The following is an 8,959-nucleotide window of genomic DNA, read 5'->3' on the forward strand; positions in this document are numbered from 1 at the left end:
GATTTCTTCCGGTGCCGGGGCTACGCGCGACGTCATACTTCCCCTCTTTGCCTACCCCCGTCACGCGTCCATCAGCGCGCGCACATGCGCGGCCGCCGACAGCGCGAGCGGCGGCGACTCGGACGCCGGCGCGTCGCGGGCGACCGGCACCGGCGGCAGAACCCGGTCCACCGCTGGCGCCACCGGCGTCCTTGCGCATGGAAAGGCTGATGCGCTTGCGCTTGATGTCGACTTCGAGCACCCGCACCTTCACCACATCGCCGGCCTTCACCACCTCATGCGCATCCTTCACGAAGCGGTCGGCGAGTTGGGAGACATGCACCAGCCCATCCTGATGAACGCCGATATCCACGAACGCGCCGAAGGCGGCAACGTTGGTCACCGTGCCCTCAAGGCTCATGCCCGGCTTCAGATCCTTGATGTCGTCGATGCCCTCGGCGAAAGTGGCTGTGCGGAAGGCCGGACGCGGGTCGCGGCCCGGCTTCTCAAGCTCGGCAATGATGTCGCGCACCGTGGGCAGACCGAAGCGCTCATCCACGAAGACGCGCGGGTCGAGCGCCTTGAGCGCACCGGCATCGCCCATCAACGAACGCACATCGCGCCCGCAGGAAGAGACGATCTTGCGCGCCACACCGTAGGCCTCCGGATGAACCGAGGAGGCATCCAGCGGCTCCATGCCATTCTGGATGCGCAGGAAGCCCGCGCACTGCTCGAAGGTGCGCTGGCCGAGCCGGGCCACCTCCAGAAGCTGCTTGCGGCTGGAAAACGCGCCATTGGCATCACGATGCGCGACGATGGCCTCGGCAATCGATGCGCCGAGCCCCGACACCCGCGCCAGAAGCGAGGAGGAAGCGGTATTCAGGTCGACGCCGACCGCGTTCACCGCATCTTCCACCACGGCATCGAGCGCCTTTGCCAGACGGTATTGATCCACATCGTGCTGATACTGGCCAACACCGATGGACTTCGGCTCGATCTTCACCAGCTCCGCCAGCGGATCCTGCAGACGGCGCGCGATCGAGACCGCCCCGCGCAGCGACACGTCGAGAGTGGGGAACTCAGCCGCCGCCGTGGGCGATGCCGAATAAACCGACGCGCCAGCCTCCGAAACCACCACCTTGAGCGGCTTGGGCACAGGCATGTCCGAGAGCATGTCGGCCACCAGCTTTTCTGTTTCACGGCTGCCAGTGCCGTTTCCAATGGCGATCAGCTCAATGCCGTGCTTGCGGATCATGGCTGACAGTTCGGCCTGACTGCCTCGCAGATCGTTGCGCGGCGGGAACGGATAAACCGTGGTCGTGTCGAGCAGTTTGCCCGTCGCATCGACCACGGCCACCTTGACCCCGGTGCGGATGCCCGGATCGAGACCGAGCGTCGCGCGCGTGCCGGCGGGCGCTGCCAGAAGCAAATCCTTCAGATTGCGGGCGAACACGTTGATCGCCTCTTCCTCGGCCCGTTCGCGCAGGTCGCGCATCAGGTCGAGATTGAGGTGCAGGAAGAGCTTTACGCGCCATGTCCAGCCGGCAACCTCCATCAGCCACCGGTCGCCGGGATGCTGTCCGCCGATCTCATAGGCCGCCGCGATCATGCGCACTGCCGGCTTGAGCGGGCTTGTGTCGTCCGCATCCACTTCCAGATCGAGCGCCAGCACATCCTCGTTGCGGCCGCGCAGCATGGCGAGCGCGCGGTGGCTCGGCACGCCGGCCCAACGCTCGGAATGGTCGAAATAGTCCGAGAACTTCGCGCCCGCCTCTTCCTTGCCCTCGACAACACGGGCGCGCAGGACGGCGCGGTCCTTCATATGGTTGCGCAGTTTTCCGACCAGATCGGCATTTTCGGCAAACTGCTCTGCCAGAATGTCCCGCGCCCCGTCGAGCGCCACTTTTTCGTCCGGCACGTCCTTGCCAAGGTAATCCTTTGCCAGATCTGCCGGGGCTTTGGAGCGATCCGCGAGAATGGCATCGGCCAGCGGCCCCAGCCCTCGCTCGCGCGCGATCTGGGCCTTGGTGCGCCGCTTGGGCTTGTACGGCAGGTAAATGTCTTCAAGCTCCGCCTTTGTGGTCGCGGCGGCAATCTTCGTTTGCAGTTCCTCCGTCAGCTTGCCCTGCTCTCGAATGGATCCCAGGATCGCGTCGCGACGCTGATCGAGTTCGCGCAGATAAGAAAGCCGCTCGGCAAGCGTGCGCAACTGCGTGTCGTCGAGCCCGCCAGTGACTTCCTTACGATAGCGCGCGACGAAAGGCACGGTCGCCCCTTCATCCAGGAGACCGATGGCCGCCTGAGCCTGCTCCGGCCTGGCGCTGATCTCGGTGGCAATGAGGGCGGCGATGCGTTTGAGGTCTGCGGACATGCGAATTCCTGAATCGGTGAGTGCGGCGAAGATAGTGTCATTCGCCACAGCCCGCTGCTCACAAGAGCGGCTTTTCCACAGTCGCAGCGTATCGTTTCTGCCAGAGCAACGGCATCCTGTGTCCTAGCGAGGAGCGAGATCGGAAATCAGACCGTTCACCATCTCGGCCATCAGCGCCGAGGCCGAGAAATCGAACTCGTTGACGGCTACGAACACACCAACGCCGCGGGTCGGCGCAAATGCGTGATACACGAACATGCCCTGCAGACCGCCAGCTTTCTGAAGGATCAGCGGACGGTCACCGTCCGGCTGCATCACGATCCAGCCAAGCGCCATCGCATCCATCTGCCCGGATTCGTCGAACCCGTAGATAGGATCCAGCGCATCGCGCTGCACATACGCGGCATGGTTCAGCAGCCGCATTTCCGCCATATCCGGCGCGAAGCGGTCCAGATGCCACTGCAGCCATTTCAACATATCGTTGGCAGTTGTGTAGAGCCCGCTTGCACCGGCCATAACGGGTGTATTGGGCACATCCGGCAGCGGCGAACCGTCAAAATTGTGCCCCTGCATCAAACGATCGCGGTCGGTCTCACTCGGTGTAAGCGTTGTGTCCTGAAGACCGATCGGGTCCAGCACCCGCTCGGAAAGCAGAGCGTGATAGGATTTGCCTGCCGCAGCCCCCAACGCAACGGCCAGCATGTCGAAACCGAAATTGGAATAGAGCCCACCGGTTCCCGCCGGAAAAAGCTGCACACCTTCGGCCAGCGCCTTCTCGTAAGTCCCTTTCGTCAGCGTTGAAAAGGGGTTGTTTTCCGGGCCCGGTTCCCGGTCGACCTCGCGCGGCAGGCCAGAAGTGTGCGTAGCGAGATCGATCAGGCGGATGGGTTTGTCGTCCAAGGCCGGCACGGTCACATCCCACCCGATGCGATCCTGCAGCCGGTCCGTGAACTTGACCATACCGTCTGCAACGAGGCTCGCCAGAACCGCACCGGTGAAAACCTTGGTTACGGACCCGACACGCATCAGTGTATCGCCGTCCGGTGCCTCGCCGCTTCCCTTGGACCTCTCGCCGAATCCGAACACTGCGGTCTCGCCGTTGCGGACCGCACCGATCACGAGGCCTGGAACATCGGTCTGCAGATAAAGAACCTGCCCGGAAAATTCGACGGCGTCACTCAACAGCCGGTCTTCGGCCGAGGAGGGCTGCGCCAGCCCGACACATCCCACCAGCGCAAGCGTTGCAGCCCGAAGGCTCTTTCCATTCCAGTGCAGCATTTCACCCCTCCTGTGCTTGCACCGTGGCCGTTGCGCCTATATCGCGGCACTCATCCGAATTTTCCGGTGCGTGGAAATCCTTTCGGCGCCATACGCCCGGCGGCAGCGCGGTTGCCCATCCATTCGGTGAGCTCCTCACGTGTCTTGACGAAGGTGCGGTCAGCCGAATCCTTCCACGAAAGCCCCTCCTCCATGGCGAACGTCTTGATGTCGGAAACGCCGCCATCCTTGTAGCGCTGCAAGCGCACCCCTTTGCCGCGCGTCATCTCCGGCACTTCGGAAAGTGGGAAGACGAGCAGCTTGCGATTCTGGCCGACCACACCCACGTGATCGCCCGAAACCGGCAGACAGAGCTTGGCCTCGTCCGGAGCCTTAACGTTCATGACCTGCTTGCCCTTGCGAGTGTTGGCCACGATCTCCTTTTCGGCAACGATAAAGCCATTGCCGGCATGGGAGGCGACCAGAAGTTTGCGCTCGGGATCGTGCGCGAACGCCGTGACGATGGCCTGGTCGTTGTCCATGTCCACCATAATGCGAACGGGTTCGCCATGGCCGCGACCACCCGGCAGGCGATCGGCGCCGACGGTGAAAACCTTGCCGCCGGTGGTGAAAAGCAGGATCTTGTCGGTCGTCTGCGCATGGAAAGCGATTTTCAGACTGTCGCCTTCCTTAAAGGAAAGCGTGGAAAAATCGGCCAGATGCCCCTTCATGGCCCGCAGCCAGCCCTTTTCGGACAAGACCACGGTGATCGGCTCGCGCTCGATCAACGCCTCGTGTACATCCTCCAGATCGTGTTCGGGCGCTTCGGCGAAAGTGGAACGGCGTGCACCGAGGCCCGGATTCTTCTCGGGATCGAAGGTCTGGCGTACCTTGGCCACTTCCCAACGCACCGTTTTCCACTGTCGCGCGGTGGATCCCAGCAGCGCCTCGATACCGGCCTTTTCCTCCGAAAGCTTCTCGAACTCCTTGCGGATCTCGAATTCCTCGAGCTTGCGCAGGGAGCGCAGGCGCATGTTCAGGATCGCTTCGGCCTGCGTGTCCGTCAACTCGAAGCGTGCGATCATCACCTTCTTCGGCTCATCTTCCTCGCGGATGATGCGGATCACTTCGTCGATGTTCAGATAGGCAACGAGATAGCCGGCAAGGATTTCCAGCCTTTTCTCGATCTCCGCCAACCGATGACGCGATCGGCGCAGAAGCACGTCGCGGCGATGGTCGAGCCATTCGCGCAACACCTGTTTGAGCGACAGGACGCCCGGCACCTTGCCACGCGACAACACATTCATGTTGAGCGGAAAGCGGCTTTCCAGATCGGTCAGCTTGAAAACGGATTCCATCAAAAGCTCCGGCGCCACCGTACGGCTCCTGGGCACCAGAACGATACGGATGTCCTCCGCACTTTCGTCGCGGATGTCTTCCAGAAGCGGCAACCGGCGCGAGATGATCAACTCGGCGATCTTCTCGATCAGCCGCGATTTCTGCACGCCATAGGGAATCTCTGTAACAACCGCGGTCCAGGTGCCGCGGCCCTGGTCTTCCTTTTGCCAACGGGCGCGCACACGAAATCCGCCACGCCCGCTCGCATAAGCCTCGCGGATCGAACCGGGGTCTTCGACGATAATGCCTCCGGTCGGAAAATCCGGGCCTTTGACGAAATCGAGCAGCCGCTCCGGATCGACGTCGGGATCGTCGATTACAGCCAAGGCTGCATCGCAAACCTCGGCCGCGTTGTGGGGCGGGATCGACGTCGCCATGCCCACGGCAATGCCCGACGAGCCGTTGCAAAGAAGGTTCGGAAAAGCGCCGGGGAGCACAATGGGCTCCTCGTCTTCCTCATTGTAGGTCAGACGGAAATCGACCGCATCCTCGGTGATGCCCGTCAGGATTTCCGAGGCAACCTCGGTCATGCGCGCTTCGGTATAGCGCATGGCGGCCGCGTTATCGCCGTCGATATTGCCGAAATTGCCCTGCCCGTCGACCAGCGGATAGCGCATGGCGAAGGGCTGCGCCAGACGCACCAGCGCATCGTAGATCGACTGGTCGCCATGTGGGTGGAATTTGCCCATCACGTCGCCGACGATGCGGGCGCATTTGGCGAAGCCCTGATCCGGGCTCAGCCGCAAAAGCCGCATGGTGTGGACGATGCGCCGATGCACGGGCTTGAGCCCGTCGCGCACATCCGGCAGCGCACGGTGCATGATCGTCGACAGCGCATAGGCGAGGTAGCGCTCCTCGAGCGCCTTTTTCAGATCGACCGGCTCGACGGCATCGCCGCCGTCGCCTCCGGGCGGAAGCAAATCTTTTCCCATGATCTCCGGTTAGACCAGCGGGTGATTCGCGGCAAGAGGTTATGGCAAAAGGGCCGTGGCTCGTTCGTAGCGCAAACTAACGCGTGACCTGTGCCAGGAAACGCTCGATTGTGGCTGTCGCGGCATCTCCCGACTGGCCGAGTTTCCGGGCAATCGAGCCATGCGTATAACGCCCGCCATCGAAGACCGCCGCGCGGGCGCCGCGCGCCTTCAAGAGATTGGCATAGCCATTGGTCAGAGCCTTGCGCCGCGCGCCGTTGGAGCCCGAATGCAAAAACAGATGCGGTGGAAAGCCCGTTCCGCGACGGGCATAGGTTACCGGTGACCAGCGCACCCAGTCGTTAGGATCCGAACCGAAGGCATTGATATAGGGATAGCCAAGCGATCCGCGCATGCCGGCATAGGCCACCATGTCGTAGGCCTGAACGTCGTTTGGTATCACCCCGCGCACGGAACCCGCAACATTGCGTGCGGCAGCCATTGCCACCAGGTGTGCGCCGGCCGAATGCCCCATCAAGACGATCCGCGAAGGATCGCCGCCATAGCGCGAAATGTTGGAGCGCACCCAGGAAATCGCCGCCGAAAGATCGTTCACCTGCCCGTCGATCGTGGTCTGCGGCACCTTGCGATAATCGATCGCGACGAGCATGTAGCCGCGCGCCGTCAGCCACTCCGGCATCGAATACACTTTCTTGCGGGTGCCCTTCACCCAGCCGCCACCATGGGCATAGATCACCACGGGCGTCTTGCGGCCGCCGAAAGAGAACAGATTCATGCGCACCACGCCCGCCTGAGATGCCCTGCCGGGACGATCGGGAGCGTGAATATCGAGCTTCAAGCCGTGCCGGTAGGTGATGCCTTCATGAAGTTCGACCGCGTGCGCGGCAAACGAAATCAGAACCAACAGAAAAAGGCTTGCCCCCAATTGCCCCAATGCCCGCATTCTCAACCTCTCCCAAGGGTTTTGATGGCCGATAAACCAATCCGGCACCGCAAAATTGACACAGGATTGCCCGCAGGTCATCCTCAGACCGCAATTCCCGGCGATTGAGCCGTTGGATGACTGTTATCTTAAGCAATTTCAAGGAAATTCCCATGCTCAGCCACGTGACCAAGCTGAAGTCCCTCTCGCTCGTTGCGCTGTTTTCGGCAACGGCGCTGCAGCCCGCCTGGGCCTGGGAGGCGGAGGAGGTCGCCGCCCGCTACAAAACGCTGCTCGGCGATCAGGGCCTGATCGCTGACTGGACCGGCGTGCGCCGGGATGGCGATTCGATCGTGCTTGAGGGTGCTACCCTCGGCCTGGTCGATGTCGATGCGAAGGTTGAGCTCGGCGACTTCGTTTTGGAAGATGTGAGCGAGACCGACAGCCTCTATGAGGTCGCTCACATTGCGATCGACAGTTTCGAACAATCGGAGAACGGTTTCGATATTGCGTTGAGCGGCCTGACCGCCGAAGGCCTCATTCTGCCGAAGGAAAGCGCGGACGCACCCTATGGCGGCTTTATGCAATACCGTCGTTTCGCACTCGATGAGGCGCGTGTCGACCAGGGAGAAGCACCGGTCTTTACCCTCGAATCGCTGAACGTGGATAACACGCTCGGCGAGGGAACTCAGGAACTGTCTTTCGATGGCGCCGCCGAGCGCTTCTGGGTCGATGTCGCAACTCTCGCCAATAGCGAAGAAGCGCGCGCCAAGCTTAAGGAATACGGATATGAAGAACTGTCCGGCCGCGTCGATATTGCAGGCAGCTGGAGCCTGGAAGATGGCCGTATGAAGCTTTCCCGCTATGACGCCAAGATCGACAATGCGGGAACTCTGGCGATCACTGCCGACATTAGCGGATACACAACCGAGTTCATCCGCACATTGCAGGAAATGCAGAAAAAAATGGAAAGCGGCACCGAGGAGCAAAAGCAGGCGCAAGGCCTAGCCATGCTCGGTCTCATGCAACAGCTCAGCCTGCACGGCGCGTCGATCCGCTTCTCCGACGCCTCGCTGACCGGCAAGGTGCTTTCCTATGTCGCCGACCAGCAACGTATCAAGCCGGAAGATGTAGCTCAGCAAACCAAGGCGATCGTGCCGCTCATGGCCGGCCAATATCTCGGCCCGGACCTGACGCAGAGCCTTTCCAAGGCACTCACCACCTATCTCGACAATCCGCGTAACATCACGATCCGCGTCGCGCCGGAAGAACCGATGCCGTTCGCCGTTCTGATGGGCACAGCCATGGGCTCGCCCGAGGCGCTGGCCAAAAAGGTGGGCCTCTCGGTCACCGCGAACCAGTAATCCATGTCACTGTCCAAGCGAGCCAGGCCAGCAAGAACGGCCTGGCTTTTTTGGGGGGAGCAGCACTGAGCAGCAAAAACGGCCCTGCCCCACCGGGCAAGGTCGTTCCGTTTCACGACGATCAGGCATGTGCGAGGGCCAAGACCCGCCGATATTTCAGTCTTTCTTGACCGGCGCCACACGCAGGTTCAACTCGCGAAGCTGCGCCGGGCTCGCGTCCGAAGGGGCTCCCATCAAGAGATCCTGCGCCTGCTGGTTCATCGGGAACATGGTGATCTCGCGCAGATTTTTTGCGCCGACGAGCAGCATCACGATGCGGTCGATGCCCGCCGCCATGCCGCCATGGGGCGGCGCACCATACTGGAACGCGCGATAAAGACCGCCGAAGCGCTCCTCAACTTCACTCTGGTCGAAACCCACCTTCTCGAACGCCTTGACCATCACCTCCGGCAGATGGTTGCGGATGCCGCCGGACGCGATCTCGAAGCCGTTGCAGACGAGGTCGTACTGCCACGCCTTGATGTTGAGCGGATCCTCGTTCTCCAGCGCGCCGAGGCCGCCGCGCGGCATGGTGAAGGGGTTGTGGCCGAAATCGACGCGCTTTTCCTCCTCGTCCCACTCGTAGAACGGGAAGTCGACGATCCAGGCGAGTTCGAAGCGGTCACGGTCGACCAGATCGAGTTCCTCGCCGGCGCGGGTACGGGCGTCTCCGGCGAAGGAGGCGAATTTCTTCGGA

General features: G+C 61.9%; 6 protein-coding genes. 1 reads left to right on the forward strand and 5 read right to left on the reverse strand.

Annotation, left to right across the window (positions count from 1 at the left end):
• The 4 genes from QZ638_RS20265 to QZ638_RS20280 form a co-directional block, all read right to left on the reverse strand.
• The coding region (locus tag QZ638_RS20265; protein WP_295813721.1) for a Tex family protein at positions 1-2,350 on the reverse strand (2,350 nt) is incomplete at its 3' end.
• A 123-nt stretch (positions 2,351-2,473) separates the two neighbouring features.
• Positions 2,474-3,628 carry a D-alanyl-D-alanine-carboxypeptidase/endopeptidase AmpH gene (gene ampH / locus QZ638_RS20270; RefSeq protein ID WP_295813723.1) on the reverse strand — a complete coding sequence of 385 codons (1,155 nt, stop codon included), beginning with the start codon at positions 3,626-3,628 and terminating at the stop codon, positions 2,474-2,476.
• 50 nt (positions 3,629-3,678) lie between these two features.
• On the reverse strand, positions 3,679-5,937 hold the full coding sequence (parC, locus tag QZ638_RS20275; protein ID WP_295813725.1) for a DNA topoisomerase IV subunit A: 2,259 nt from the start codon (positions 5,935-5,937) through the stop codon (positions 3,679-3,681).
• 76 nt (positions 5,938-6,013) lie between these two features.
• A complete protein-coding gene (locus QZ638_RS20280) occupies positions 6,014-6,880 on the reverse strand; it encodes an alpha/beta hydrolase (RefSeq protein ID WP_295813726.1) in 867 nt (288 codons plus the stop codon).
• Positions 6,881-6,996: 116 nt separating this feature from the next.
• On the opposite strand from QZ638_RS20280, the gene QZ638_RS20285 reads away from it, so the two are divergent.
• Positions 6,997-8,223, forward strand: coding sequence for a hypothetical protein (locus QZ638_RS20285; RefSeq protein ID WP_295813728.1), 1,227 nt, complete (start codon positions 6,997-6,999; stop codon positions 8,221-8,223).
• A gap of 156 nt (positions 8,224-8,379) precedes the next feature.
• Here QZ638_RS20285 and QZ638_RS20290 read toward each other — a convergent pair.
• Positions 8,380-8,959: amino acid--tRNA ligase-related protein (locus tag QZ638_RS20290; protein WP_295813729.1), on the reverse strand; the 580-nt coding region annotated here is incomplete at its 5' end.

Source organism: uncultured Nitratireductor sp. (assembly GCF_913053745.1).
Classification (GTDB): Bacteria; Pseudomonadota; Alphaproteobacteria; order Rhizobiales; family Rhizobiaceae; genus Nitratireductor.